Here is a 26,108-nt window from a genome sequence, read left to right as displayed (position 1 = left end):
ACTAGCACCTTCAACACGCTCAGCTCTGATATTCTTAACAAAATAAAGTAAGGTAACCAGTCATTTAACGCATTGGACTCAAAACTATGGATTGGTTGGTTCTATTTCTCTCAGGCGTGATTGGCGGTGTGCTTAACTCTATTGCAGGAGGCGGAAGCTTTATCACCTTCCCTGCCTTATTATTTGCTGGTGTTCCACCAATAGCCGCAAACGCGACCAATACCTTTGCATCATGTGCAGGCTACATCAGTGGCGCTTATGCACTGCGTCATGAGATCCAATCGGGTACCAAGAAACTAAAGCTGACCATTGCTTTGTGCGTACTAGGTGGTGGTATTGGTGCTTTCTTGTTATTACACACACCCGAAGCTTTATTTACTCAGTCCGTACCTTGGTTACTGCTTTTTGCAGCGTTGCTTTTCACTTTTGGCGGAACACTAAACAAATGGCTTAAGCGCGCCACAGAAAAACACAAACACGCCACCAGCGCTGGGGCTTTTTTTTCAGCACTATTACTGCTCGTTGTGTGTATATACGGCGGCTATTTCAACGCAGGATTAGGCATAGTGACATTAAGCTATTTGGCTCTTGCTGGTTACACCAATATCAATGTAATGAATGGGATCAAACTGCTGGTTTCAGCTTGTGCCTCGCTTGCGGCAATTGTGTTTTTTATCGTCAATGGGTCGATTGATTGGCCATCTGGCATGGCGGTTTTAATGGGGACATTGGTTGGAGGCTATTACTCAGCGAAGATCTCTCGCCGCATTCCACAACAATATGTTCGAAACACAGTGATCATTGCGAGTTTTCTAATCACTGCCTACTTCTTTTATGATAGTTAAATTGGTGCCACTTAAGTACAAGATCATTGAGGTTAATAACAATCAGTACCACCGATAAAATTTCACCTCTAACCCTCCAGATGGCTATTTTATTGATTATAAAATAACCACTCTAAAATATGTGAAAGCAGTCGTTTAATTAGTAAATTTGATAACAATTTAGACTGTTTTTTAGCCTTTTGTTCACGCTAAATGGGATAATTCTCCTGTCGAAAATGAGACTTCATTAGGAGGCGTTATGAACATTAAACTCGGTCATGTCATGTCATCAAGTCGACTCATTTGCTTTGTCGCTTTTCTTGCTGCCACATTCGCGTGGATCCTAAAAATGCCCGCTCTGTTTTCTGTGTCAGCGCTCTTCTTACTGGTCAGCGCTATCGTTTATGTCGCCGATCTTTGGAAGAACCAAAAGAGAAATCGCGAAGCTTAAGGCTCAAATACAGCAGGCTTTACACGCTTGAATAAAGTACACACGTTAAAAAAGGAGCACTTAGGCTCCTTTTGTCTTTTATGCTTATCGCTTTAGCTGATTAGACGGCGTTATTAATGACGCCTCTTTATAAGCGAGGCCTTGTTCTTAACGACGGTTCTTTCTAACGACGGCTTCTTATTAACGACGGAAGTTACGACCGTTACCGCCACGACGAGCTTTAAAAGCAGAAGCTGCTTTAGCTTGTGAAGCTTGAATCGACTCTACCGTTAACTCCATTGGTTCACGAGGCTCTAAACCATGTCGGAACGTTCTTGAGCGAGGTGGCATCTGGTATTCAATGTCTGACGCTTTAGGCATACGCTTGAAACGGTAAAGGTAGAAGTTTTCAACCTTTTCACGAGCCCACTCAGTCTTTTTAAGGTATTTAACAGCACTTGCGATAGTTGGCTTAGTGTTAAAGCAGTTCATGCGCATTGCCGCATCCAAAATTTCCCAACCATAGTGATCCACTAATTCAGTGATCATGGTTTCAAGCTTTAAACCGTGTAGCGGGTTATTTTGTTGCAGTTCGATTCTTTCTTCTTCAGTCATAACATTACCTTTTTCAAGGCAGCTCTCCACCTTGAATATACGCTAGAACACCGTCATCACTGACCGCTTCTAGCTCAATCACTTAGGCATTATGTCCATTGCCTTTCTTTATGCCTTTATGATGTCATAAAGCATGTCAGTTATCCTATTTATCTTTTCATTTAATTTAAAAACCTTCATCAACCATCCTAGGCATAACCTCACAGTTGGTCATTAATTGGTTGTAACACCTACCTATGTGCAAGTTAACAGAATTAATGAGAACACACTGAAATAACCATTTATTTACTATTGTTATTATCTTTTATTCGCACGCAGTGCTATGGTTTATTCGAGACTAATGAAACAAAAAGACTAATAATAAACAATGATATAACTATAATTAAAGGTTGGCTTGTAACATGTTTGACTACTCCCAGATCAACAGAGTAGCGGCTCAAGATAAGGACATTATCGCCATTGTTAATGACCTTTTTCGGCTAGCTCGCGAACATTACCCCATATTATCTCGGCTTTCGGTCATACTTTGCAGTGACAATAAGGCGTCAGATTACTTTGTCGCAGACGCCCTTAGTAAAGAGGCTGAGCATCGACACATCGAGCAGGAAATCAAACCAGAATCGGCACTTTCTCGATTAGCTGAATCCCTCGATATTCGAATCATCAACGATCTAACTTCGGTTCACCAAACCAGACAGATTTCCAACCTCATTAAACTTGGCCATCGAAGCAGCTATACCACGCCCATTCAATACCAAGAACACAGCCTTGGCTTTGTATTTATTAACGCATCATCAACCAACTTCTTTGATGAAACATTAGTTCAAAGCGATGCCGCCTATCTCGCTCAAGTTATTTCTAGTTTGTTCATTCAACTGTTTGAACGACAGCGACATTTTCAATCTTCGTTGGCCATCGCACTCAATATTGGACATGCTCGTGATCCTGAGACCAAAGAACATTTGATTCGAATGGGTAAATACAGCGAACAGTTGGCTCGTACCTTGTCACACAGTAACGCTGACATCACTAATCAGTTCATTCATCGTATTCGGCTTTACGCGCCATTCCACGACATCGGCAAATACAGGATTCCCGATAAAATTCTATTTAGTACAGAGCGATTCACTGATAAGCAAAGAGCGATAATGAACAATCACACCTTGTATGGTGAAGAAATGATTAATGATGTGGTCTCTCTCTCCCACCATAATTCGATGTGCTCTGACGAAATACAATTCCTTAAGAATATCGTGCGTCATCACCATGAAAGGTTTGACGGTACAGGCTTACCTGATGCCTTAAGTGAGCAGTCCATACCACTAGAAGCGAGAATCGTAACCTTAGCGGATGTGTTTGATGCGCTAATGAGCAAAAGAGCTTATAAGCGGGCGTGGTCAATCAGTGAAGTGATGGATTACATTGAATCAAATAATGGCTCGATGTTTGATCCGCAATGCGTCAAAGCTCTGAAGCAAAATCTCGATTGCTTCCTGTCAATTAGAAAGCAATATAACGACGACATTCAACTGCAAGCCATGACAGCTTAGTTCGAACTTATCTTGCAAGATCCCAATCTAATATCATGCGTTAGCTAAATCAGAGCCAACAAAAAAGGATGCCAATTGGCATCCTTTTGATTTCTAGCTTTCACATTTTAGAGCGCCTGAGCTCTTAACAACTTCTCACTACGATTATACGTCGTAAGTTGTAGAAGCAGTGTCGCCGCCTGTACCAGTCCAGTTTGTGTGGAAGAACTCACCACGTGGACGGTCAGTACGCTCGTAAGTGTGAGCACCGAAGTAGTCACGTTGAGCTTGAAGCAGGTTAGCTGGTAGACGTGCAGTTGTGTAGCCGTCTAGGAAAGATAGCGCAGAAATCGTACATGGCATTGGGATACCAGACTCTAGAGATTTCGCTGCTACTTTACGCCATGCCGCTAGGCTGCTTTGTAGGATGTTTTTGAAGTACTCGTCAGAACCTAGGAACGCGATGTCTGGGTTTGCTTCGTACGCATCACGGATGTTGCCTAGGAATGCAGAACGGATGATACAACCACCACGCCACATTAGTGCTACGTTGCCGTAGTTTAGATCCCAGCCGTTCTCGTTAGACGCTTCGCGCATTAGCATGAAGCCTTGAGCGTAAGAGATGATCTTAGAAGCTAGTAGAGCTTGACGTAGTGCATCAACCCACTCTTGCTTGTCGCCTTCAACTGGAGTGATTGTCTTACCGAATAGAGTTTCAGCTTCAACACGTTGATCTTTCAGTGCAGATAGACAACGAGAGAATACAGACTCAGAGATAAGTGTTAGAGGAATACCTAGGTCTAGTGCGTTGATACCTGTCCACTTACCCGTACCTTTTTGGCCTGCAGTGTCTAGGATCTTTTCAACTAGAGCTTCACCGTCTTCATCTTTGTAGCCAAGGATGTCTGCAGTGATTTCAACTAGGTAGCTGTCTAGCTCAGTCTTGTTCCAGTCAGCGAATACTGCTTGCATCTCGTCAGCAGACATACCTAGGCCATCTTTCATGAACTGGTAAGCTTCAGTAATAAGCTGCATGTCACCGTATTCGATGCCGTTGTGTACCATCTTAACGAAGTGACCAGCACCGTCGTTACCAACCCAGTCACAACAAGGCTCGCCAGCGTCAGTTTTTGCAGAGATACCTTGGAAGATTGGCTTAACCGCTTCCCAAGCTTCAGCCGCGCCACCTGGCATGATTGAAGGACCGAAACGAGCACCTTCTTCACCACCTGATACACCAGTACCGATGAAGTGGATACCTTTCTCACGACAGTGCGCTACACGACGGTTAGTGTCTGGGTAGTTAGTGTTACCACCATCAATGATGATGTCGCCTTCGTCTAGAAGTGGGATTAGGTTTTCGATGAATGTGTCTACAACGTCACCAGCACGAACCATAAGCATCACTTTACGTGGTGCTTCTAGCTTCTCAACTAGCTCTTCTAGAGAGTAAGCACCAACAATGTTAGTACCTTTAGCTGGGCCTTCTAGGAACTCGTCTACTTTCGCAGCAGTACGGTTATGAGCCACAACTTTGAAGCCGTGGTCGTTCATGTTTAGGATAAGGTTCTGACCCATTACTGCTAGGCCAATTACACCGATATCACCTTTCATTATTTATATCTCCTTGCGGCTAGTCGCACTTATGCGATAGCACTTGCTGCATTTGAATCTAGGAACCACTCTGTCTCGCCAGTTTTAGACTGGATTTTCGCTGCCGGGTAAGGCAACTCTGAAGCAGGAGTAGTATGAATTTCTTTAACGATCTCAACTTTACCTGCACCCAGTACTAGGTAGCTGATTCGTTTTGCTGCTTCTAAAACTTTTGCTGTTTTAGAAACACGGATTTGACCCGACTCAGGGTGAGAAGCCAGTACAGACAGGTTCTCATCTTGGTAGTTAGTAACACCCGGGAACAGTGATGCTGTGTGGCCATCTGCGCCAACACCTAACAGAATCCAATCAAAAACAGGCGTGCCGTTTTCAGAAGGGATCACATCAGCCATCTCTTTTGCAAAGCGCTCTGCTTCTGCTTTAGGCTCATCTTCGCCGCGAATGCGGTGGATGTTTTCAGCAGGAAGGTTTACTTGAGAGAATAGAAGCGCGTTTGCTTCACCGAAGTTGCTTTCTGCATCATCCGGTGCAACACAACGCTCATCACCCCACCAAAAATGAAGGTTGTTCCACTGAATACCTTCTGCGTATGGCGCTTGCGCCAGCAGTTTGAAAAGCATTTTTGGTGTGCTACCGCCAGACAGTGAAATGTGAACAGGTTTACCCTGCTCGCTGTACGCTTTCATTTCGTTTGCTAGGCTTTCAACAACTAGCTCTGGCGTTTCAAAGATCTTGTGGTTGATCATAGTTCGCAGTAATCCGTGTCTGTTAAGTTTTTGCATGGGAAACGCCATGCGCGGCCATCACGTTGCAGAAGTTCATCTGCTTCCTGTGGGCCCCAAGTACCACAAGCATAGCCAAACAGTGCTTGAGGATCTTGTTTAAAGTCTAAGATTGGTTGAACGTACTTCCAACATGCTTCTACCGCATCGGTACGTGCAAACAGAGTCGCATCACCGTTAAGTGCATCAAGAAGAAGACGCTCGTAAGCCGTTAGCATCTGAGTTTCAGGCAAGTCAGAGTAAGAGAAGTTCATTTTCACTTCTTTTGCTTTGAAGCCGGCACCTGGCTCTTTCAAGCCAAAGCTCATCTGAATACCTTCATCCGGTTGGATACGGATAATCAGCTTGTTCTCTGGTGCGTCTTGACCAAATACAGGGTGTGGCGTGTTCTTAAAGTGAATCACGATTTCAGTCACACGTGTAGGTAAGCGTTTACCGGTACGTACGTAGAAAGGAACGCCATTCCAACGCCAGTTATTGATGTGAGCTTTCAAACCGATGTAAGTCTCGGTACGAGAATCATCCGCTACACCATGCTCTTCACGGTAACCTAGTAGGTGCTGACCACGAACATCTGATGCTGTGTACTGACCTAATACTAAGTCTTTCCGCAGATCATCTTCTTCTAATGGCTTAAGACACTGAAGCACTTTAACCACTTCATCACGAATAGAATCAGCGTTAATTTGTGCAGGTGGCTCCATACCCACCATTGCTAGCACTTGTAGCAAATGGTTTTGGAACATGTCACGAACTGCGCCAGAACCGTCGTAGTATCCGCCACGTTCTTCAACGCCAAGGAACTCAGCACCTGTGATTTCAACATAATCAATGAAGTTACGGTTCCACAGTGGTTCAAACATCGCGTTTGAGAAACGAAGCACTAGAAGGTTTTGAACCGTTTCTTTACCGAGGTAATGGTCGATACGGTAGATCTGGTGTTCTTGGAAGTGATGATGGATCTCTTCATCCAGCGCTTGAGCTGATGCTAGATCGTAACCAAATGGCTTCTCAATGATCAGACGACGCCAGCCGTTCTTCTCATCGTTCAGACCATGTGCAGCAAGGTTTGCTGGAATCACACCGTAAAGGCTTGGCGGGGTTGCCAAGTAGAACAATGTGTTATGGTTTTCGAATTGGTAGTCTTGCTCAAGCTTATCCAGACGTTGTGCTAGACGAGCGTAATCGTCTACATCTGAAGTGTTGATCGCTTGGTAATGCAGATGCTCAATAAATGCATTCAGCGTCTCTGGCTCAGTTTTTTCCATTTCCTGAAGAGACTTCTTCAGCTTCTCACGGTAAGACTCGTCGCTGTACTCAGTACGGCTCACTCCAAGAATCGCAAAGGATTCTGGAAGTTGATTGCTAGCATACAGGTGGTACAAAGCAGGAATTAACTTGCGGTAAGTTAGATCTCCCGACGCACCAAAAATAACGATGCTGCTGTTTTCAGGTATTACCATCATCTTTCCTATAAAAACAAGGTTTTTAGTATTCGCCAAAGGTATCAGCGACATACGAAAATAGATAATAGGTCTTGGCTATTACATCAATAGCAAGTGCCTATTACACTTGAGAATGCGTTTGGTAAACGAGGGTGAATGCTATCACCACTATTCGGGACAGTATTGTCTATGAGTATTTGATTTACATCAACCACTGTGAAGGCAATCGATTAAATATTGACTCATTTTGAACAAAATATAATCGACCATTGGTTTCACGAAGACTGAAAAAGAAGCAAATCGGCATTCTCGAACATTGTAGTCGAGAAAGAATGGCATCTGGTCTGCGGAGTGTAGTTTAATAAAGCGTGAGGAGTGTAAAACCAGATTATTCAACTGGTTTTACATTTTACTTAAATAGAAAGGACGTTGTTAGCACTGCCTTATCTTTTGGCTTTGTTATAACAGCGTTCAGGGCGCCCAACCGTACCGTAGTTCAAATCTGCTGTTAGTTCACCGGTAGTGATCAGGAACTCTAAATAACGTCTAGCAGTTGTACGGCTTGCACCAATTCGTTCGCCAGCTTCATCGGCGGTAATATTAACGGCATCAGCTTGTAGAAAAATAGCTCTGATCTTATCCAACGTTACGCCATCGATTCCTTTGGGCAAGGTTGATACTTTTCCTGAATCCGCTTTGGCATTGGCTTGCAGCATCTTATCAACCAAACCTTGGTTCAAATCAGACACGCTTTCGAACTCTTGTAACTGTGACTGATACTTCTTCAGCGCGGCTTCCAAACGAGGAAACATGACTGGTTTTAATAGGTAATCCACCACGCCGCCGCGCATCGCTGTCTGTAAGGTGTCTACATCTCGCGCCGCGGTAATCAAAATCACATCACACCCTTGGTTGTTACCTCGAACGTGATTAAGAATATCGATCCCACTACCATCTGGCAGATACACATCTAATAGCACCAAATCTGGTTTTAAGATGTCCAATTGCATAAGCGCTTCAGACTGTGTAGTGGCAATGCCAACCACGTCAAAGCCTCCCATCTGTTCTAGATAGCGATGGTGAAGCTCTGCAATCGCAATATCATCTTCAATGACCATGACTCTCGTGATTGCGTTCATTTATGTTCTTCCTTTAACCATTGTTTTTCCATCAAGGTGATCTTCATGTGATCACTCGTGCTCTATTGTTCTTCTTTTGGTAAATACACTGTCATACGTGAACCAAAATCGTTGTTATCGACCATTTCTAGCTGCCCTTGATACCGGTCGGTAAGCTGCTTAATCAGATATAAGCCAACACCGCGGTTTTGTTTCGCTTTACTCGATATGCCTTTTTCAGTCAGCGCATCGGTTGCCAAGTGCTTAGGTAAACCACATCCTTTATCTTCCACTTCAACGATAATCTCATTGCCAAAATCACTGATAGACACTTCAATCACGCGGCGCGCTGGGGCTATTTGCCCCTCTTGCTTAACCGCCATCATGGTGGCATCAAAAGCGTTATCAATGAGGTTGCCAAGAATCGTCACGACATCCTCTGCGTTTAACCAAACTGGCAGTGCCTCAAGCCTTGAGCCTTCTTCAACTTTAAGCTCCAAACCAATCTCTCGAGCTCGCTCTGTTTTTCCTAAAAGCATGCCTGCAATAAGAGGGTCTTTTACCGTCTCTCTTAAAAACTCAATTAAGCTCTGGTAATGTGCGGTTTCTTGACCGATCAGTTGCTGAACTGAATCCAACTCACCCATTTGAATCAAGCCACTGATAGTATTCAACTTGTTCTGGTGTTCATGTGTTTGCGAGCGCAACAAATCCGCGTACTCTTTGGTTTGCGAAAGCTGATCCGTTAAGTCGTTAATCTCATCGCGTAGTCGGAAACTCGACACCGCCCCAACCACTTCACCAGCAACAATAATCGGACTGCGGTTGGCAATGATCCGCTTATTGTTTAAATACAACTCAACATCGTGGTCGATGTCGCCTGTTGATAACAGCAGTTCTAAATCACTGCCTACTAACACATCAGAAAGGCGCTGTTGATTGAGTGCTTTATCTCTATCGATGGATAAAATATCGCAGGCACTTTTGTTTATTGAGCGTAAGATACCGTTCTTATCGATACTTAAAATGCCCTCTTTAACAGTGCTCATGGTGACATCTAACTCAACATACAGTCGGCCTATCTCTTCAGGCTCAAAGCCTAAAATAGCGCGCTGAAAACGACGAGATACATAACTCGAAATCAAAGCGTTGACCGCAACCACCAGCAACGCCATCACAATCAAAAAGGCTAAGTAAGGTTCGATTCGATCTTGCAAAGAATCCAATAGGTAACCAACTGACACGACGCCAATTATCTTCCCATCAGCGTCCTTAACGGCCGATTTACCACGAACCGAAAAACCTAATGAGCCTTTCGCTGTTGAAACATAAGACTCCCCGAACACCAATGCTTTTTGATTGTCTCCGCCACGCATTGGTTTACCGAGCCTGTCATCGTATGGGTGAATCAAACGAACACCTTTTTCGTCGCCAACAACAATAAACGCCGCGCCAATCAATTGAGTGAGGTTTCGGAATTTGGCTTGGGTTTCTTCAGGGAGGGTATGTGGGACGCCTTCGGGATTCAGTGTTCCTTTTTCTTCAATAATGCGCGTTACAAGGGGAGATTCCGAAAGAAACTCAGCCACACCCAACGCTTTCAACCCCATTTCTTGCTCTTGAGATTGTTTGATATAGGCAAAACCCGCCGCTGAAAGGATCAACAGCTCAACAAGGCCAGTTACTGTCATGATAATCAACAACCTTTTTCGGAAGCTGATACTACTCCATCTCATATAAATCCGTCCCTAGTGCTCAACAGGCAATGTTAACACTAAGTTAACCAGAGCACCTTTCCGCCTATACGAATTTGTGACTATTGCTCAACTAAATAATTAACTAGATTATTAATTGATATTCCTTTACGTTGCTCGCCTCGATAAATCGTTCGTTTTTAGAACGGATTAGTTGAAAAACCCAAAAAATCGAATAAATATTGAGCTAGATCACTAAGCTTTTAGGTGTTTTTTAGGTTGTTTAAAATAAATACAATTATAATGGTTGCATATAAAGGAGTTTATTATTGCCAAGCTATACGTTGCAATTTTAAGACAACGCTTTAAACCGGAATTTTGGTTAACAGAAAGGCAACAACTCTTCACCCACTGGACGTATCGATAAATAAAAGTTGCGTGCTCGCCGTTACGAATGATGAACAAACGGATTAAGTATTCTCCCCTATTCATCTCGCTATTTCACACTCGGCAGGCCAGACAACGAAGAGGTGACTGACAAAAGCAGCACCCAAGAATAAAGCATTGATGAGCAGGAAGTATCGATCAGTGGCAACGTCCGACAGAAACAGGATAAAAAACATAACGTATTAACATTGTTGAAAAGGAAACCAGGCAATGAAACGCGATACTTTTGGAATCTGCCTTACAAAGGCTATGCTGTTCAAAAACTTACAATCTACTTTTACTCATGTCAGAGCATATGAGAAGAACGAGACATCCCCGCTCGATCTAAAAGTGTTGTTAGCTTTCCCGCAAATGTCAGGTAGAGATTTATTACAAACCATGCAAGGTTCAAAACAATTGGTGTGGCGTGCCGATCACCATTGCCCAAGCTTTAAATAGCACCAGTCCATTTGTAGTAACTTCTTCTATACTGAACTTAAGGAGCACGATTCGTCGTGCTCTTTTCGTTTCTTTGTCTATAGACGCTAAATCCTTAATAGCATTCACATTATGTTAACGAATGATTATGCTATTTGCTCATATGAGGTAATCTGTTCAAGACAAATGATGATCCCCCTGTTAACATTAGAGCTAATACTCTAATTTGGTAATTAATGCAGATGACCAAACCGACATTCCGATGCCTTGCGATTGCCAGTATTCTTATCGGTACTATCAGTTCGCCAAGCTATGCTGCCACGCTCACTTTTTCTGAGGCGTGGCAAATACTCCAAGAGAACAACAACTCTCTTGCGGCTCAACAAGCTAACGTTGAGCGTTATCAACACCTTCAAAATGCAACCGGAAGCCTTAACCTGCCTTCAGTGACGTTAGGCGCAAACTACACTCACCTTGATAACGATGTCACTATCAATGGCGAGCAGTTTGCCGATAGCTTAAGTGGTGTACCATCCATTGGTCTTCCTGTTCCTCCTCAAATTATCAGTGCGCTTGGTGGCATTACCTCAACGATTACCGAGCAAGATATCTTCAGCTCTTCTATTCGCGCAGTGTGGCCTATTTTTACAGGTGGTCGAATTACCGCAGCACAAACCGCAGCTGAAGGTAAAAGCGAAGAAGCGCAAAGCCAACTGCTAATGGAAAAACAGGCTCGTTACGAAGACTTAAGCAAATATTACTTCTCAGTGATCTTAGCTGAAGATGTCGTAGAAACGCGTCGAGCAGTCGAAGCTGGCTTAACTCAACATCGTGATTTTGCCATCAAGTTAGAGCAACAAGGGCAAATTGCACGAGTAGAACGCCTGCAAGCGGACGCCTCTCTAGATAAGGCAGTAGTTGAACGCACTAAAGCTGAGAATGATCTTAAGATTGCTCAATTAGCCCTTACCCAAATTCTAGGTCAAAGCCAAAGCGTTGAACCTTCAGAGCAACTGTTTATCAACAAAAACCTACCTCATATGGATGTGTTCATTGATCAAACACTCATGACCTACCCTGGTCTTAAGATTCTGGATGCGAAAGAGAAACAAGCGAGCAGTTTAATCAAAGCTGAAAAAGGCAAATATTACCCAGAGGTTTATCTTTACGGGGATTACAGCCTCTATGAAGACGATTCGCTCGCCAGTGAAATGAAGCCAGATTGGTTAGTTGGCATTGGTGTCAACGTACCGCTACTCGACACCTCAGGTCGTTCAGACAAAGTGGCTGCTGCGCACAGTGCGGTATCTCAAGTTAAATTCCTAAAGTCACAAGCCAAACAAGACTTAACCGTATTGGTACAAAAGACCTACCTTGAAGCAAACCAAGCGATTGAAGAGGTTCAAGGCCTTAATTCTAGCTTGTCATTAGCTCAAGAAAATCTACTACTTCGTAAAAAAGCATTCACTCAAGGGCTTTCTAACTCGTTAGAAGTGGTTGATGCCGAGCTATACCTTGCGAGCATCAAAACACAGCAATCTGCTGCGCGATTCAAATACCTTATCTCTCTCAACAAGCTATTAGCGCTAACCAGCGAAATGAACGCTTACTCGAGTTACTTAACTTCTTCTGTTACGTCTGATTTCGACTCAAAAACAGATACCGCTAGCCAGTCAAAAGGATAATTCATGAAACCTATTAAGCCTCTTCTTCTATCTATAGTTGGTATCGGAATTGTTGGCTGGGTCGGATACAGTTTTTACCAAGCGTACCAACCTCAACCAGTTAAGCTTCAAGGTCAAATTGATGCACAGCAATACAGCATCTCTTCGAAAGTACCCGGTCGTATTGACGAGGTATTTGTGCGCAAAGGCGACTCTGTTGAGAAAGGTGAATTGATCTTCTCCCTTCTAAGTCCAGAGATCGACGCAAAATTAGAGCAAGCAAAAGCAGGTCAAAAAGCCGCTGGTGCACTGGCTCAAGAAGCAGAAAATGGTGCTCGTACTCAGCAAATTCAAGCCGCTAAAGACCAATGGTTGAAAGCTAAAGCAGCCGCAGACTTAATGGACAAAACCTACCAACGAGTAAACAACCTTTACAATGATGGCGTCGTTGCAGAACAAAAACGTGATGAAGCCCAAACACAGTGGCAAGCTGCTAAATACACAGAAAGCGCGGCTTTCCAAATGTATCAGCTAGCACAAGAAGGGGCTCGCGATGAAACCAAAGTGGCTGCTGCTCAAAAAGCATTAATGGCCGCTGGCGCGGTAGCTGAAGTCGAAGCCTACGCCAAAGACACACAAATCCACAGCTGGTTCAGCGGTGAGGTTTCTCAAGTGCTGCTTAGTAGCGGAGAACTGGCACCACAAGGTTTCCCAGTCGTGACCGTGATCGATACGAAAGATGCATGGGCGATACTCAACGTTCGTGAAGACATGCTCAAGCACTTTGAGAAAGGCTCACAGTTTGAAGCTTACCTGCCAGCTCTGGATAAATCGCTCACTTTCCAAGTGACGCACATTGCGGTGATGGGTGATTTCGCAACTTGGCGTTCAACAGATGCAGCACAAGGCTTTGACTTACGTACATTTGAAGTAGAAGCACGCCCAGTTGATACAAGCGAAACACTGCGCATGGGTATGAGCCTTGTGGTTGAGCTTTAGGTGACATATGTCTGCTAATACTCACTTACCAGAGCATCACAAAACGATAAACAGCTTACTTCGACAGTGGGCGATAGTCCGTAAAGACAAGTGGTTGTTGTCGTGCTTAACTTGGATACCTTTGCTACTTGCTGCAAGTATCTGGCTGATCTTTTCACAAGGTATCGCTCGTGATTTGCCTGTTGCAGTGGTTGACCTAGAACACAGCCAAATTTCGCAGCAGTTTACTCGCTTAGTCGATGCCTCACCTACCCTGCAGGTCACTCAGAAATACAGCTCCGCAAGTGAAGCAGCAAAAGCCATGATAGAGCGTGATATCTACGGCTACGTCGTTATACCTAGACATTTTGACCGAGACCTTTATCTTGGGCTAAACCCGCAGGTTTCCGTGTTCTACAACAGCCAATTTATATTGATTGGTAAACTGGTGAACTCGGCTTTTTTGCAAGCTCAAGGCACTTTCAACGCCCAACTTGAAGTGATTCAACAGCTTTCCCACGGAGATACCACGGTAAAATCCGCCTTGGGGCAAGCTGTCACCGTTCAAAACCAAATCACTCCGCTGTTTAACAAGAACACCAGCTATTCTCAATTCTTGGTATCTGCGGTTATTCCTGCTTTATGGCAAATCATGATAGTGGTAGGAACGATTTTAGTACTCACTGCAAATGTGCGAGCTCGTGGGCTAAAAGCGTGGTTATCGCATTCTCCGATCAAGTCCCTAGCATCAACACTCACCCCTTATGTTGTTCTGTTTTTAGGGTTTGGTATTGCGTTTAGCTTTTGGTTCTATCGCATTTTGGAGTGGCCATTTAACGGCAGCTTTATGGCATTAACCATTGCACAGTTACTAACGGTTATTAGTTGTATCATTATGGGTTGCTTGTTCTTCTTCTTGACGCTTGATCCAGCAAGAGCGATGAGCTTTGCAGGTGCTTTCACAGCGCCAAGTTTTGCGTTTATGGGGATCACCTTCCCTGTTACAGACATGAATGCGGCAGCCCAAGCTTGGAGAAGTCTATTGCCTGTTAGTCATTACATCGAAATACAAACGGTTCAATCCAGTTACGGTGTGAGCGCTGCGCAATCGCTGATGAACCTCACTTCAATGTTTTGGTACGTTATTCCTGCTTTTGTAGTGATCTTATTGATTAAAAAGCACTTAGCGCAAGCAGCACAGTCAACACAAGCAGAGCATAAAGGAGTAAATCAATGAGCTTTACTCAATTACTGAAGCAAGAACTCCTGGCGGTTCTGCGTAACCCAGTAGTATTACTGACCGTGTTTGGTGGTGTGGTCTTTTACTCATTCTTGTACCCTTTGCCTTACGCCAATCAAGTACCCCAACAATTGAAAGCGTCCGTTGTAAACCTAGACAAGAGCCAAAGCAGCTACCATTTAGAGCGAATGGTCGATGCGACCTCTCAAATTGATTTGGTTCGCCGTGACTCCACTATCTCAGACGCTAAACAGGCTGTACTCAATCAAGAAATTGGTGGGTTCATCGTCATTCCTGAAAACTTCTATAAAGATCTACTTCTAGGGAAAAGCCCAACACTCTCTTATGCGGGTGATGCATCTTACTTCCTAGTGTATGGCACCATAGTTGAGGGACTTGCAAAGGCAGGCGGCACGTTAGCCGCACAAGTTAAGGTGAGTCACTTGTTAGTTGAAGGTGTACCTTTAGAATCCGCAGCCAAAGGCTACAGCGCATTTAGCTTAAATTTAAAACCTACTTTCAATAGTCGAATGGGATACATCGATTACGTCGTTCCCGCTGTCTTTGTATTGATCCTTCAGCAAACCCTAGCCATGGCATCAGGGTTGGTTGGTGCAACGCAAAATGCTCAATCCACATTCGGCTATTGGTGCAGAGTTCATCCAACCAAACTAATCCTTGCTCGCAGTTGCACCTTAGTAGGGATCTACTACTTATTATCGATGTACTACTTCGGCGCCAGCTTTTCGATGTACGGGATTAACCTACTCGCCTCAATCTCACAGATTTTAACCTTGTTACTGCCCTTCTTATTGGCCAGCTGTTTGATTGGCATTTTTATCGGTGAGTTAGTGCCACGAAGAGAGTTAGTCACGGTTGTGGTGTTAATCAGTTCAATGCCACTGATCTTCTCTTCAGGTTTTATCTGGCCGATTGAAATGATGCCTGAATGGTTAGTACTGTTGTCACAACTGTTTCCAAGCACACCTGCTATCCAAGGTTTCTTAGCCCTGAATCAGATGGGCGCTTCGTGGCAAGAGGTCGCATCTCAATGGACGCTGTTATGGGGACAAGTTGTACTTTGGGGGTCGTTGCTTGCACTGAAGCTCTACCACAAGTCGAGCAAAAGCATCGTTAACCGCACTACCGATAATAGCCTTTGAGTGGTTTAGCTCATCGCAAACATAAAAAGCTCTGATAAAGGGCTTTTTTAATACCTCCGACTTGCTCCTTCCCTTGTAAGAGACTTTTCAAAACCTCCCAAAAACAAGCGTTACATCAAAGCTCATCTATTTTAGCTATCAATTTAACCGCCAATCTATATGCCTTTTCAAACTCAAAAATCATCAACTTATACCCAAAAGACGACAAAACACGAATTATTGTAAATTTATTGTAAAAATTTCTTTGACGGTATTAATTTTATGTATAGGGTTATCAATAAGACGTGGTAAGCCGAATATCATAGTCTTATTGGTTCACGTGCCAAAAGGATCTCCATATAAAACGTGATTAGTAGTGATATTTATCTCGTATTTCGACTTGGCTACAGAGCATTTTGTCGCTATCGAAGAAATAAATAAGCTATTGAAATATAAGACAAACACAACATAAGCAAACATAAATTAATAAAAAGACAGGGAAAACCATGAAAAACATAAGAGAATTATTTTTTGGGTTTATATTATTGTTTAGTTCCAGTGCATTTGCAGAAGAAGGATCATTTAATCAAGCTATCAGTAACTTAAGCAAAAGTGTTGATGGATTTTTCAACGACTACACAGGATGGTTCGTTGGACTCATATTTAAAAGTGTACCGGTTGGCGAAGCCAACTTCCCTATTATTGTTGGCTGGTTATTACTCGCTGCGTTGATCTTTACTGTTTACTTTGGCTTCGTTCAATTTAAGCGAGTCGGTATGGCTGTAGATATCATTAGAGGCAAGTACACAGACCCTAACTCAAAAGAAGACGGCGAAGTTTCCCATTTTCAAGCTTTAGCTACTGCCCTTTCTGGAACCGTCGGTCTTGGTAACATCGCAGGTGTAGGTGCTGCACTCGCCATTGGTGGCCCTGGTGCAACATTCTGGATGATTTTGTGTGGCCTTCTTGGTATGGCTTCAAAATTCTGTGAGTGTACGTTGGGTGTGAAATACCGAACTATCTTACCGTCAGGTGTGGTTTCGGGTGGTCCAATGTACTACCTGAGCCAAGGCCTAAGTGAGCGCGGATTGGGTGGGCTGGGTAAAGCACTTGCGATCGGCTTTGCACTGATGTGTATCTTGGGTTCACTTGGTGGCGGTAACATGTTCCAAGCTAACCAAGCTCATGCAATGCTAACGTATGCCTTTGATATCCCAAGTGAGTACGGTGTTATCACTGGCCTTGTACTAGCTGCTTTAGTTTTCTCTGTGATTGTTGGTGGTATGCCTTCTATTGCATCGGTAACAGAAAAAGTGGTTCCTTGGATGGCTGCGCTATATATCGGTATGGCTCTAGTTGTTATCGGTTCTAACCTTGATCAAGTTGGCCCTGCTTTCAGCGCAATCTTTACCGGCGCATTTACTGGCGAAGGTGTTGTTGGTGGATTCATTGGTGCGTTAATTCAAGGCTTGAAGCGTGCAACCTTCTCGAACGAGGCAGGTGTTGGTTCTGCGGCAATTGCTCACTCAGCGGTAAAAACAAAAGAGCCAATTACTGAAGGCCTAGTGTCACTACTAGAACCGTTCGTTGATACCGTAATCATTTGTACGATGACAGCATTGGTTATCACTATCGCTGGCCTAAACACAGGTCCATTCGATGGTTCAGGTTTAACAGGTGTAACTCTAACTGCGGCGTCGTTTACTGAAACTGCAGGTTTCTTCAAATACACCTTAGCACTAGCCGTTATCATGTTTGCATTTTCTACTATGATTTCTTGGTCGTACTACGGTCTTAAAGCATGGACTTACCTATTCGGTGAAGGAAAGGCTACGGAACTGGTTTTCAAAGTGATGTTCTGTGTGTTCGTTGTGATTGGTGCAACAATCCAATTTGGTGCGGTAATCGACTTCTCTGATGCAGCTATCTTTGCGATGTCTATCTTTAACATCCTAGGTCTATACTTCTTGATGCCTGTTGTTAAGAAAGAACTGCAATCATTCGTTGCTCGTGTGAAATCAGGTGAAATCAAAACCTACGAAAAGTAATCACTCGCCAATTAACACTGTTCTAAAAGTCTTGGCGATACCCTTTGCTTGAGAAAGCGAGAACAGAACAATAGCTTAGTCAAAATCCCTACCAGTTTTGCTTGTGGGGATTTTTTGTACCTAAATTTTCTTGTTCACGCTGCTTAGGATTTCGGCATACTTTTATACGGTCCACTACCTCTTCTACTTCAATCACATATGGTTTCGTTAATGGCGAATTACAGTCGTCAAACAATAAGCTACGGTGCAATTCTCACACAGATATTCATTCATGGTTTATCCCTGTCCATTGAGATGGTCTAATCAAAGAATGACAACAGACCGCATGTTCACCCTAGAACACCGCTATTATGCTGTTTATCAACCCTATAAATACGCGTGCAAAGTCACCAAATATTCAATTAATCACATATTAAAAACATTTTGCGGCTCTAATCACGAATAACTTGGTAATAGTGTGAAAACGGTTATGAACCATTCTGCAAAACTGATTAACAGAAGAAATAAGCCATCTGGAACGAAAAACGCCCAGACCATTTTCATGATGTGGGCGTTTGAATTGCTACTGCTAAAGACGAATGAATTAAAGGTTTGAGCTTATAAACCCATCTCTTCAGTTAGGGCTTTGATTTGCTCAAGATCCATGGTGTGAACTTCAATCATTTGTCTGATGTCGCTGAGACGTGAGTTCGCGTTATCTTGCTTCTCACAAGCGTCAGACTTCGCGTCCCAAGACGTACCATCTAAGAAAACATCACACGCTTTCTTCAATGATCCTAAGTTCTGCTCAATGGTATCTCTTTCTTTCTCAAGCTTTTCTAGCTCTTGAGATATTTGTAATTCTTTGCGGAAAAGCTCGCGAGAACGTTCAAACAAAGTCGACTGCATATCTGCCTGACGGTTTAGCTTCTGGTTATCTTGCTCTGTTTTATCTAATGTCTGTTTCTGCTCGTTTAACTGCTGCTCTAATGAGTAATTTGCTTTCTCTAACACGGCAGATTGCTTAGCAAGATCTTGAAGTTCTTTTTGATGCGCTTCTGCTTGCTCGGCCAAAGCCGCTTCAACCTTAGCATCAATTGCAGTATCAACTTCCGCAACTTTCGCTTCAACAGAAGACACCAACTGTGTTTTGCTTTCACTCAATTCTTTATAACGAGCTTCGAGTACCTGATAAGTGGATTCCCACTTGGAAGCTGTCACTGTAGAACCAATCAAGCCACCAAGAGCCAAACCAATAACGGCAGCGATACCGATATAGAGCTGACTGCGCTTATCGCGTTCTTCAATAACAACCACTTCATCTTGTTCGCTTTGTCCAGGTTGCTGGTTCACTAGCGGGTACTCCCAAAAATATGTTTAACGTTACGCGGTCACTGGCACTAATACCAATACTGATTTTGTAGGTTCAGTTAAACCTATCGCTCAAATCACAAGTACTTGAGCTTTAGTAACACGTTCATCCCATCTGCTCACAGACGGTTTAACGAGTTAATTCCGAAATCATTAGGCTGGCAGTATACAAAAGGAAGCTACTAACGATAACTATCACCACCCATTTTTGTACTTTTTCGCTTGTCCTATAACGAAACAGTATAAATGCCAACGCCAATAAAAAAACAATCGCTATTAGTCGAGTCATAACTCCTCCTTGTTTCTCTATTTTATACCATTTAAATAAGCAAGTTACGTCAGAGTCGCGTTGTTTGATCATTTAGTTGAACAACATTTGCTCAAACAGATATTTTGTAGCTGACATCACAATTTATATGATCTAGGATACGCCTACAGATTACCTGATAAGTCAGGTAATTGTTCCAATGAAGACTGCAGGAGAGTGGTTTTTAACTAAATATTAAAATTTAGTTAGATTGACCCGCCGAAGAAGTAAATCTTTCAGGTGCTTTATGCTGGAGAAATCCAGAAAAGTGAGGACTGTCGTTGGAGGAACCTCTGGAGAGAACCGTTCAATCGGTCGCCGAAGGAGCAAGCTTAGTGCCCGTTACTTATCTGTAAGTGATTCGCTAAGTGAAACTCTCAGGCAAAAGGACAGAGGAGTGGAAAGCAACAAGCCTTAATTAACAAAAGAATTCTATCTAGAAATCCGTATGTATTAAGTGGTGCTACCGATCCCTGCGATCTGCACTGCCTTCCCTCTTCTCCTTAAATTTTTAATTTATTAAGGGGAATCTATGAACCACCTACAAGCTACACTACAAACCATCAACCAATTCGTTTGGGGACCACCGCTGCTTATTCTGCTAGTGGGTACAGGTATCTACTTTACTTTTCGCTTAGGCTTACTCCAGTTTAGACACCTCCCAACCGCGCTAAAAATGGTGTTTAGCAAAGACAAATCCGGTACGGGTGACGTATCCAGTTTTGCCGCTTTGTGTACCGCGCTTTCAGCAACTATTGGTACAGGTAACATTGTTGGCGTAGCGACCGCGATCAAGATTGGCGGCCCTGGTGCCCTATTTTGGATGTGGCTTGCCGCGTTATTTGGCATGGCGACTAAATACGCTGAATGTCTACTAGCCGTAAAATACCGCAGAACCGATAGCAATGGTGAAATGGTTGGCGGCCCAATGTACTACCTGCAATACGGAGTGGGCTCAAAAATCTTGGCGGTAATGTTCGCTGTATTCGCTTTAGGCGTTGCCTGTTTCGGTATTGGTACCTTCCCACAAGTTAACGCGATCTTAGACGCTACTGAAATCTCATTTGGCGCTCCACGTGAAATGTCGGCAATCGTTTTAACAATATTGGTGGCAGTGGTAACGCTTGGTGGTATTCAATCTATCGCTAAGGTTGCAGGAAAAGTGGTTCCGACCATGGCGGTGATGTACATCGTTGCGTGTTTGAGCGTTCTGGTTTCAAATGCAGACCAACTACTGAATGCCATTACCCTTGTTGTTACCTCTGCGTTTAGCAACACAGCAGCAACAGGCGGTTTCTTTGGTGCGAGTATCATGCTTGCTATTCAATCGGGTATTGCTCGTGGTGTATTCTCTAATGAATCTGGTCTAGGTAGCGCACCCATGGCTGCGGCGGCTGCAAAAACAGATTCATGTGTGAAGCAAGGTCTGGTCTCTATGACAGGTACCTTCTTCGACACCATCATTATTTGTACGATGACAGGTTTGGCGCTTATCTTAACCGGTGCTTGGCAGACTGACCTTTCTGGTGCTGCAATGACCACTCATGCATTTGCTATTGGTCTGAATGCAGACACGCTCGGCCCTATGCTGGTTTCTGTTGGTCTAATCTTCTTTGCGTTTACTACGATTTTAGGTTGGAACTACTACGGCGAGCGCTGTGTTGTTTTCTTGCTAGGTACTAAAGCAGTCCTACCTTACAAGATTATCTTCATTGCGTTGGTGGCTTCTGGTGCATTCTTGAAGCTCGACATGATCTGGATAATGGCAGATATCGTGAACGGTCTGATGGCAATTCCAAACCTAATCGGCCTTATCTTGCTACGCCACGTCGTTATCGAAGAAACTAAGCTGTTTTTCAAACCATTATCTTCTTCTAGTGATTATAAAACTGTAAAAGCCTAATCGAGATAAATTGCAAAATAAAAGCCAAAGCCCACAATCAAATGTGGGCTTTTTATTACCTAAGTAAATAAAAAATTTAATTAACTAAAAGATTACTTAAAACAATTACCCCAAATATTACAAGACTTTTAAATAGCAACTTGCACTAATAAAGCGAAAGATTAATTAGTTATTACTTATATTAAATATTATGTATTTTCAAGAAACCAAAAAAATTCAAGAAAAAGCAACATGTGGCTTTTATTCATATATAAGTCAGTTTATAGTCGCTAACATTGTTGAGATAATTATAATAAAAATAAAACGTTGGCTATATGATCAAATTTGACCCTATAACAAATCGTATTTATAACGACGATCGTTCCATTAAAATTGGATATCGAGAAACACGAGTCTTAGAGCTTCTTCTTAAACACGCGCCCGATATTGTGAGTAAGCAAGATATTATTAACTACGCTTGGGGTAACGAATTCATAGGGGATACTTCTCTCGCGAAAAGTATCAGCTTGCTGCGCCAAAAGTTCGTTAAGCTTGGGACCAAAGATTCACCAATAGTGACAGTTCCAAAGGTCGGTTACCGCCTCATAGACCATTGTGTTTGTATCGAATCTACTGTGGACGATACAAGCATTACTGCGCCTGAAGATACAACTCCGCCGTTGCCTTTACCTGACAGCGAAGTTAAGGCGACCTCAGGCGAAAAACACAACGGAACCCAAGCACTGTCCGTCTATCGTAAAATTGCCTATTCAAAGAATCTTGTGTGCTATTTTACTGCTAGCGTGCTGCTAGCAGCATCAATCGCGTTGGCATTCAGTAAGTTTCACGACAAGAGTCTCCATGAAGTAAAACCATCAGACCGGCTGACCGAGTATTGGATAGGCCAACTACAAATATTTCAAGACCCACAAATGACCCTAACTCCCGAGTTGAAAAGGCTTCTTAACAAGTACCAATGTGACTGTATCGCTTATATCAGCGAAGAACCTGGTTATTCTGAACTTGCGATACTCAATAAGGTAACTCGCAAATCAGTGAACATTTTTTACAACCCATCACAACTGGACAAAGCCAGTAAAGAGATTGAGCTATTCCTAGGAAGGGGGTCATTATGATGCCGTTTGTTGCTGTCTTCTCCGCACTAATCCTATTGGCAGGGGTGTGGAGTATTCCTGATTCTCACAAACTTGAAGATCACAGTTACCAGCATAGTATGATCGATTTGCTCTCTGAAGATAACGTATTACGAAGCGATGGATTCACAAAAATTAGGGATAACAAAGTTCTGCATATCGTCTCAATTCAAGACGATAAAATACCAAACCCTATCGTTCTTCGATTTCAAGGAAATGCGGGACACTCTACATCATTTAATTTTGCCATTGCTGGCACTATAGACCTACTGTCGGTACAGAAAATAAACGAGGCAATGAACGACAATGTGTTATCACCATACCTTTTGTTGAACAATGATCCACTAACGTTGAATATTGATATTTTGAGTGCGAATGAAGCATTTGCCATTATTCGGAGTTGTAATACAGGTCGTACTCAGCTGTTAGCTAAACGCTAAATTACCTCCTTAACGAGTAATAAACTCCCTTCAAAGTTATATTATTTAAGATGGATTTCGACTCAGTTCGAAATCCATCTCTTTCCTTTAATCTATTATTTATCTTATTTTTCATTCTCAAAACTAATAATTCTCATAATTGAAACACCCCTTATCTATTCCATATATCGTCACTTCATAATAAGAACTAACGAAACAATTGAAGTAAGATCCCATTCTTAGTTCCAAATAGCCTCATAAGTACGAAGTAGTACTATTCACAAGTAATTTTTTTGAAAATAATAATCGATTAAATAGAGCTTATCGTTAATTCTCATCTCACATCCCAGCCTGACATTGCCAGCAACAGTAATTACTTGGTAATCCACGGAAAACCAAAGAAGCATTTTCAACCTCAAATCCACATTGACGTTAGTCGAATCTTAAGAAATCTTCATTTTTCTAAATTCATTTTGAAGTGAGCCAACAAAATTCATATTCGTTGCACAAATTTTCATCAATAGACATAATTATCAATTTAAATAACTGATTTTAATTCAAAAGAAAATTCAAGTATTTTTACTATAGTTACTTCTATCAGTATGGAAAAGTGAAATGGTCCTGCATCAGCAAGATATAAAAAGCGTTACCAATATAAAAATGAAAATGAGGGAATTGTTTGTGATTAGTAAAAATAAAAGTATCTTGGCAGCAGCAGTGTTGTCTGTACTGTCGACCGGAGTAAACGCGAAAGTATACCCAGATCAAATCGTGCGTGACAATTTAGGTGAAGATGTCTGTCGCACAGATTATCGCCCTTTAGATCACTATGAAGCTCAAGAGCACAGAGACTTTCTTATGCAGCAAATGGGGAAATGGGATATTGTTGGCTTGGAAGGCAACTGGGTTATTATGGGACCGGGTTACCATGGTGAGGTTAAACAGACTGGTCCGAACAATATAACCTTCTGTTACCCAATTAACGAACAATCAGAAATTCCATCCTACTCCGCTGTTGCCATAGAAGAAGGCGATGAAATTGATGTTGAGTATAGCTTAACCCATGCTCAAGATGAGTTTGTCCGTCCGCTAAGTTACTTAGCGCATTACCTCGGTTATGCTTGGGTTGGCGGGAATAGCGGCCAATATGTCGGCGAGGATATGATCACAAGCCGTGTCGGTGACCATTGGGTTATTGAAGGAAACAACAACGGTTCTTGTGATGGTTACCGATGTAACGAAAAAACAAAAATCATTGTTGATAACTTTGCCTTCAATATGTCAGATGAGGACTTCACGCACGGTGAAGTTAATGAGTCAGAAAAGGAACTCGTAAAGACCGTTTGGCAAACGGTTGAAAACAATACCGATACTGAGCAATCATATACGGTCACCCTAAAAGTAATGGAGTCGCAAACTTGGTCAAAAACAAACGATTACGGCTTTTCAGAAAGCGTTTCCGTTGAGAATCAGTTCAAGTGGCCTTTAGTTGGTGAGACCAAAGTCAATATCAAGCTTGAAGCGAACCAAAGCTTCGGTGAGCAGAATGGTGGATCTTCTTCAGTAGAAGTATGGCAACAAGCTCATCCAGTTGTTCCTCCTCACTCCAAAGTTCAAGTTAAAATCGATCTGTGGCGCTCATCTATCTCATACCCTTACCAATTCAACGCTGATATTGCTTATGATGTTGAATTCTATGGCTTCCTTCGTACTGATGATAATGCATGGCACTCTCACCCACATGACCGACCATACAAGTCTCACACATTCACAATGGGCCGACCAAGCGAAAACTCTGCTAACATTCCTTACCAGTGGGATCACCGCTACATTCCGGGCGAAGTAAATTGGTGGGACTGGAGTTGGGCTATTCAACACTGGAGCCTGGGGAGCATGCAATACGCAACAGGTGCTAGCTTACGTCCATTCCACTCTTTCGTATCTGGTAATTTTTTTGCAGATTCTTCATACTCTGGTGAGATCGTTTACGGTAAACCTATTCCAATCGATGATGATACTCTAAGCGCACGAAGCAGTATTGAAGGCGATAAAGTGACAACTACAGACCTTGGACCCCTTCAAGTAACGACCAACTTTGATGCCGATGAACTGAGTGATCTAGGCTTTGAAGGTGCTGAGTTAGACATTCGTTTAGATGACTAATACAGTCAATCTATATACACGGTAATAGGACACTTACCGTGTATGACGACAAAGCCCACGCTAATTTGGTAACAAGAACCTAGCGAGGGCTTTATTTTTTTCACAATGAGACAGAAACTAAGCCTGCTTTTCCATCAGAAGTTTGACGCCTAACCCCACCAATACCATACCGGTTACCCCTTCCATCCACTTCATAAAGCTTGCGTTCTTTAGTAGATTTTTAGCTGAATTTAATGCCCCCGCTAAACCGCATTGCCAAAGCATAGCGATGATAAAGTGAACCGAAGCCATCAGCATAGACTGCAATAACGGCGAGCCTTCAGGATTAACAAATTGAGGTAAAAACGCCAAATAGAAGACTGCGGTCTTTGGATTTAAAACGTTAGACAAAAAGCCTTCTCCTAGCGATCGTTTGGCACTGTAGGCTTGTTGAGTTTGCTCGCCTACTTTCAACCCACCACCGTTTTTCATCAATGTACGTAAGCTACTTAAACCAAGCCAGATTAAGTAAACAGCACCCACCATTTTTACAGCTTGAAATAGCTCTGCTGATTGAGCAAGAATCGCAAAAATGCCGACTGCAGAGAAAAAGGCGTGTACATATAACCCAGCACAGATACCGAAGCTTGTCATACAGCCGTCAGCTAAGCCAGAGCGACTGGTGTTGCGAATCACCAATGCTGTATCCAAGCCAGGCGTTAACGTTAAAATAGTGATGGCAATCAGAAATGCCTCAAAGTTCAAAATATCCATATCATTATCATCTTTGTTCAGCGTTCTATCATCAATACCGCTTATCTACACATTTCGCAAGCAACAATTACCACCAGCTATACAAGTCACTGA

The 26,108-nt window shown here is 42.9% G+C and carries 21 protein-coding genes, 1 pseudogene and 1 riboswitch; of the genes and pseudogenes, 13 read left to right on the top strand and 9 right to left on the bottom strand.

Annotation, left to right across the window (positions count from 1 at the left end; all coding sequences use genetic code 11):
- Positions 1-86 precede the first annotated feature (86 nt).
- Positions 87-845: a sulfite exporter TauE/SafE family protein gene (locus JC606_RS10515; protein WP_198778553.1), complete on the top strand. Its 759-nt coding sequence runs from the start codon at positions 87-89 to the stop codon at positions 843-845.
- A 238-nt stretch (positions 846-1,083) separates the two neighbouring features.
- The gene (locus JC606_RS10510; RefSeq protein WP_061033488.1) at positions 1,084-1,275 is read left to right on the top strand and encodes a hypothetical protein; all 192 of its coding nucleotides are present in this window, start codon (positions 1,084-1,086) and stop codon (positions 1,273-1,275) included.
- Between the two features lie 180 nt (positions 1,276-1,455).
- Here JC606_RS10510 and JC606_RS10505 read toward each other — a convergent pair whose 3' ends face one another.
- Complete coding sequence (locus tag JC606_RS10505) at positions 1,456-1,869, bottom strand: VF530 family DNA-binding protein (protein ID WP_061033489.1); 414 nt, start codon at positions 1,867-1,869, stop codon at positions 1,456-1,458.
- Positions 1,870-2,270: 401 nt separating this feature from the next.
- Here JC606_RS10505 and JC606_RS10500 point away from each other — a divergent pair, with 401 nt between their 5' ends.
- A complete protein-coding gene (locus JC606_RS10500) occupies positions 2,271-3,419 on the top strand; it encodes an HD-GYP domain-containing protein (RefSeq protein ID WP_233090249.1) in 1,149 nt (382 codons plus the stop codon).
- Positions 3,420-3,563: 144 nt separating this feature from the next.
- Here the strand turns inward: JC606_RS10500 and gnd are convergent, their stop codons facing one another.
- From gnd to JC606_RS10475, 5 genes are all read right to left on the bottom strand, one after another.
- Positions 3,564-5,012, bottom strand: coding sequence for a decarboxylating NADP(+)-dependent phosphogluconate dehydrogenase (gnd, locus tag JC606_RS10495; RefSeq protein ID WP_017069357.1), 1,449 nt, complete (start codon positions 5,010-5,012; stop codon positions 3,564-3,566).
- Positions 5,013-5,041: 29 nt separating this feature from the next.
- Positions 5,042-5,758, bottom strand: coding sequence for a 6-phosphogluconolactonase (gene pgl / locus JC606_RS10490; RefSeq protein WP_137408577.1), 717 nt, complete (start codon positions 5,756-5,758; stop codon positions 5,042-5,044).
- On the bottom strand, positions 5,755-7,257 hold the full coding sequence (gene zwf, locus JC606_RS10485) for a glucose-6-phosphate dehydrogenase (RefSeq protein WP_009846580.1): 1,503 nt from the start codon (positions 7,255-7,257) through the stop codon (positions 5,755-5,757). The genes pgl and zwf overlap by 4 nt, the downstream gene beginning before the upstream one ends.
- Positions 7,258-7,682: 425 nt before the next feature.
- On the bottom strand, positions 7,683-8,378 hold the full coding sequence (locus tag JC606_RS10480) for a response regulator (RefSeq protein ID WP_198778551.1): 696 nt from the start codon (positions 8,376-8,378) through the stop codon (positions 7,683-7,685).
- Positions 8,379-8,440: 62 nt separating this feature from the next.
- On the bottom strand, positions 8,441-10,093 hold the full coding sequence (locus JC606_RS10475) for an ATP-binding protein (protein WP_443083682.1): 1,653 nt from the start codon (positions 10,091-10,093) through the stop codon (positions 8,441-8,443).
- Positions 10,094-10,708: 615 nt separating this feature from the next.
- Here JC606_RS10475 and JC606_RS10470 point away from each other — a divergent pair.
- The 6 genes from JC606_RS10470 to JC606_RS10445 all read left to right on the top strand — a co-directional run bounded on the left by JC606_RS10470 (position 10,709) and on the right by JC606_RS10445 (position 17,987).
- Positions 10,709-10,936, top strand: a complete 228-nt coding sequence (locus JC606_RS10470; protein WP_061033495.1) for a hypothetical protein — start codon at positions 10,709-10,711, stop codon at positions 10,934-10,936.
- A gap of 215 nt (positions 10,937-11,151) precedes the next feature.
- Positions 11,152-12,600 (top strand): TolC family protein, encoded by a 1,449-nt coding sequence (locus tag JC606_RS10465; protein WP_198778549.1) that lies wholly within the window; start codon positions 11,152-11,154, stop codon positions 12,598-12,600.
- Positions 12,601-12,603: 3 nt separating this feature from the next.
- The gene (locus JC606_RS10460; protein ID WP_137408570.1) at positions 12,604-13,578 is read left to right on the top strand and encodes an HlyD family secretion protein; all 975 of its coding nucleotides are present in this window, start codon (positions 12,604-12,606) and stop codon (positions 13,576-13,578) included.
- A gap of 7 nt (positions 13,579-13,585) precedes the next feature.
- Positions 13,586-14,794: an ABC transporter permease gene (locus JC606_RS10455; RefSeq protein WP_137408569.1), complete on the top strand. Its 1,209-nt coding sequence runs from the start codon at positions 13,586-13,588 to the stop codon at positions 14,792-14,794.
- Positions 14,791-15,960 carry an ABC transporter permease gene (locus tag JC606_RS10450; RefSeq protein ID WP_137408568.1) on the top strand — a complete coding sequence of 390 codons (1,170 nt, stop codon included), beginning with the start codon at positions 14,791-14,793 and terminating at the stop codon, positions 15,958-15,960. Before JC606_RS10455 ends, JC606_RS10450 begins: the two co-directional genes overlap by 4 nt.
- 485 nt (positions 15,961-16,445) lie before the next feature.
- Entirely contained in the window at positions 16,446-17,987 is a 1,542-nt protein-coding gene (locus tag JC606_RS10445; protein ID WP_137408567.1) for an alanine/glycine:cation symporter family protein, read from the top strand.
- A gap of 88 nt (positions 17,988-18,075) precedes the next feature.
- On the opposite strand, the pseudogene JC606_RS23660 reads toward JC606_RS10445, so the two are convergent.
- Both JC606_RS23660 and JC606_RS10440 read right to left on the bottom strand, forming a co-directional pair.
- Positions 18,076-18,260: pseudogene (locus tag JC606_RS23660) on the bottom strand (hypothetical protein).
- A 324-nt stretch (positions 18,261-18,584) separates the two neighbouring features.
- Complete coding sequence (locus JC606_RS10440) at positions 18,585-19,319, bottom strand: chromosome partitioning protein ParA (protein ID WP_198778548.1); 735 nt, start codon at positions 19,317-19,319, stop codon at positions 18,585-18,587.
- Between the two features lie 608 nt (positions 19,320-19,927).
- Positions 19,928-20,047: riboswitch (glycine riboswitch) on the top strand.
- Between the two features lie 129 nt (positions 20,048-20,176).
- On the opposite strand from JC606_RS10440, the gene JC606_RS10435 reads away from it, so the two are divergent.
- From JC606_RS10435 to JC606_RS10420, 4 genes are all read left to right on the top strand, one after another.
- Positions 20,177-21,547, top strand: coding sequence for an alanine/glycine:cation symporter family protein (locus tag JC606_RS10435; protein ID WP_137408565.1), 1,371 nt, complete (start codon positions 20,177-20,179; stop codon positions 21,545-21,547).
- A 314-nt stretch (positions 21,548-21,861) separates the two neighbouring features.
- The gene (locus JC606_RS10430) at positions 21,862-22,662 is read left to right on the top strand and encodes a winged helix-turn-helix domain-containing protein (protein WP_137408564.1); all 801 of its coding nucleotides are present in this window, start codon (positions 21,862-21,864) and stop codon (positions 22,660-22,662) included.
- Complete coding sequence (locus JC606_RS10425; RefSeq protein WP_137408563.1) at positions 22,659-23,120, top strand: hypothetical protein; 462 nt, start codon at positions 22,659-22,661, stop codon at positions 23,118-23,120. Before JC606_RS10430 ends, JC606_RS10425 begins: the two co-directional genes overlap by 4 nt.
- Positions 23,121-23,780: 660 nt before the next feature.
- On the top strand, positions 23,781-25,262 hold the full coding sequence (locus JC606_RS10420) for an aerolysin family beta-barrel pore-forming toxin (RefSeq protein ID WP_137408562.1): 1,482 nt from the start codon (positions 23,781-23,783) through the stop codon (positions 25,260-25,262).
- Between the two features lie 117 nt (positions 25,263-25,379).
- Here JC606_RS10420 and JC606_RS10415 read toward each other — a convergent pair whose 3' ends face one another.
- Entirely contained in the window at positions 25,380-26,015 is a 636-nt protein-coding gene (locus JC606_RS10415; RefSeq protein ID WP_137408561.1) for a LysE family translocator, read from the bottom strand.
- Positions 26,016-26,108 lie beyond the last annotated feature (93 nt).

Origin of the sequence: Vibrio sp. IB15 (assembly GCF_016406055.1) — a bacterium.
GTDB classification, from domain to species: domain Bacteria; phylum Pseudomonadota; class Gammaproteobacteria; order Enterobacterales; family Vibrionaceae; genus Vibrio; species Vibrio chagasii.
The sequence above is the reverse complement of the archived record's forward strand: the minus strand, read 5'-3'. Positions and strand labels throughout refer to the sequence as shown.

Bases quoted from the DNA above. Each gene is read 5' to 3' on its own strand.
- JC606_RS10515 (WP_198778553.1), top strand. From the start codon at position 87: ATGGATTGGTTGGTTCTATTTCTCTCAGGCGTGATTGGCGGTGTGCTT.
- JC606_RS10510 (WP_061033488.1), top strand. From the start codon at position 1,084: ATGAACATTAAACTCGGTCATGTCATGTCATCAAGTCGACTCATTTGC.
- JC606_RS10505 (WP_061033489.1), bottom strand. From the start codon at position 1,869: ATGACTGAAGAAGAAAGAATCGAACTGCAACAAAATAACCCGCTACAC.
- JC606_RS10500 (WP_233090249.1), top strand. From the start codon at position 2,271: ATGTTTGACTACTCCCAGATCAACAGAGTAGCGGCTCAAGATAAGGAC.
- gnd (WP_017069357.1), bottom strand. From the start codon at position 5,012: ATGAAAGGTGATATCGGTGTAATTGGCCTAGCAGTAATGGGTCAGAAC.
- pgl (WP_137408577.1), bottom strand. From the start codon at position 5,758: ATGATCAACCACAAGATCTTTGAAACGCCAGAGCTAGTTGTTGAAAGC.
- zwf (WP_009846580.1), bottom strand. From the start codon at position 7,257: ATGGTAATACCTGAAAACAGCAGCATCGTTATTTTTGGTGCGTCGGGA.
- JC606_RS10480 (WP_198778551.1), bottom strand. From the start codon at position 8,378: ATGAACGCAATCACGAGAGTCATGGTCATTGAAGATGATATTGCGATT.
- JC606_RS10475 (WP_443083682.1), bottom strand. From the start codon at position 10,093: ATGAGATGGAGTAGTATCAGCTTCCGAAAAAGGTTGTTGATTATCATG.
- JC606_RS10470 (WP_061033495.1), top strand. From the start codon at position 10,709: ATGAAACGCGATACTTTTGGAATCTGCCTTACAAAGGCTATGCTGTTC.
- JC606_RS10465 (WP_198778549.1), top strand. From the start codon at position 11,152: ATGCAGATGACCAAACCGACATTCCGATGCCTTGCGATTGCCAGTATT.
- JC606_RS10460 (WP_137408570.1), top strand. From the start codon at position 12,604: ATGAAACCTATTAAGCCTCTTCTTCTATCTATAGTTGGTATCGGAATT.
- JC606_RS10455 (WP_137408569.1), top strand. From the start codon at position 13,586: ATGTCTGCTAATACTCACTTACCAGAGCATCACAAAACGATAAACAGC.
- JC606_RS10450 (WP_137408568.1), top strand. From the start codon at position 14,791: ATGAGCTTTACTCAATTACTGAAGCAAGAACTCCTGGCGGTTCTGCGT.
- JC606_RS10445 (WP_137408567.1), top strand. From the start codon at position 16,446: ATGAAAAACATAAGAGAATTATTTTTTGGGTTTATATTATTGTTTAGT.
- JC606_RS10435 (WP_137408565.1), top strand. From the start codon at position 20,177: ATGAACCACCTACAAGCTACACTACAAACCATCAACCAATTCGTTTGG.
- JC606_RS10430 (WP_137408564.1), top strand. From the start codon at position 21,862: ATGATCAAATTTGACCCTATAACAAATCGTATTTATAACGACGATCGT.
- JC606_RS10425 (WP_137408563.1), top strand. From the start codon at position 22,659: ATGATGCCGTTTGTTGCTGTCTTCTCCGCACTAATCCTATTGGCAGGG.
- JC606_RS10415 (WP_137408561.1), bottom strand. From the start codon at position 26,015: ATGGATATTTTGAACTTTGAGGCATTTCTGATTGCCATCACTATTTTA.